Source organism: Mycobacterium simulans (genome assembly GCF_900232995.1).
GTDB classification, from domain to species: domain Bacteria; phylum Actinomycetota; class Actinomycetes; order Mycobacteriales; family Mycobacteriaceae; genus Mycobacterium; species Mycobacterium simulans.
In genome coordinates this window covers 1-1548 of sequence record NZ_OCVX01000068.1, presented here as the reverse complement: position 1 = coordinate 1548, position 1548 = coordinate 1, and the positions used below count along the sequence as shown (strand labels likewise).

General features: G+C 62.5%; 1 protein-coding gene. It reads right to left on the bottom strand.

Annotated features, from left to right (window positions below):
• A partial coding sequence (locus MSIMFI_RS27190) for a beta-ketoacyl reductase (protein ID WP_191500022.1) occupies positions 1-1548 on the bottom strand: 1548 nt, incomplete at both ends.

Below are 1548 nucleotides of genomic sequence, written 5' to 3'. Positions count from 1 at the left end.
CACCCCACCCGGAAACCGACACGCCATCCCCACCACCGCCACCGGCTCATCCGTACGCGCCGAAACCCGTGGGTCCGCGACAGCCCGCGTGGTGTCGGTCAACAAGCCCACTAGATGCTCCGCCACCGTCACCGGAGTCGGGTAATCAAAGACCAAACTGGCGGCCAGGGACAAGCCTGTGCGTCCAGTCAAACTGTTACGCAGCTCCAATGCGGTCAACGAATCAATCCCGAGGTCTTTAAAGGACCGCTCACCATCCACATCGGCTGGATCAGAATGAGCCAACACCGCTGCGGTCGCCTCGATCACCAACCTGGTCAGGATGTCCAGTTGCTGGTCGGGGGTTAGATCGACCAGCCGTGCGCTCAACCCCTCCGCACCGGTAGAGACCCCACCGGCGGGTTCCGATACCTCATCCGCCGACCCCAACTCACTAAACAACGTATAAGAACGCCGAGCGCTAAACGCTGGCAAGAACCGCTCCCAGGAAACATCAGCGACCGTGATCAGCGTGTCATCAGCTTCCAACGCGCACTGCAACGCAGCAAAGGCGATATCGGGCGACAACGGGTTGATCCCTAACCGCTGCATAGCGTCAAGGACCTCGCGCGAGAGGCCGGTCTCATCAGCCCATAGCCCCCACGCCACCGACACCGCCGAGCACCCCCTGGCACGCACCTGTTGCGCCAGCGCATCCAGATGAGCGTTCGCGGCCGCATAACAACCCTGCCGCGCACCACCCCAAACCCCGGCCGCAGACGAAAACAAGATGAAAGTATCGGGCGGTTCCGCGGCGAACAATTCCACCAAATTATCGGCCCCCACCGCCTTGGCCGCATATTCCTGACAGAACTGTTCGGCCGTCAACTCGGACGCCGTCTGGAACCCAATGGCCGCGGCAGCATGAACGACCGTCTCAATTCGCCCACACCGGTCGCGGACTTCGTCAACAACAGCCGCCAACCCCAGCCGATCAGTTACATCCACAGACACCAACGAGGTACTGACACCTGCCCTGCGCAACTCCTCCGCAAGCCCGATCATGTCAGGATGTTCGGCCGCACTACGGCTCAACAACACCAGATGATCAGCCCCAGCCCCAGCCGCCCACCACGCAATCCGTCTTCCCAAACGCCCCGAAGCACCGGTGACCAACACCGTCCCCAATGGCTTGCACGCCCCCGGCCGATCCCCACCACCCACCGGTAACTGCGCCGCACGTAAACGCCGCGCACGCACACCATCCCCGCGGATCGCCAGCTGATCTTCAACCTGCGGGCAGGCAAGGATCGCATACAAATCCTCAACCATTCGCGGCGTCGCAACCTCGGCAAGATCGATCAACCCGCCCCACCGATCCGGATGCTCCAGACAGACCGACTGACCCAACCCCCACACCGCCGACTGACACCCAATCGCCACCGCATCGTCAGCAAACACACTCACCGCGCCCTGAGTCACCACCCACAACGGAATCCCCACCACCGAATCGCAATGCGCCTGAGCCATCAACAATGTCGACACCAACCCCGCCGACACCCCCGCCAC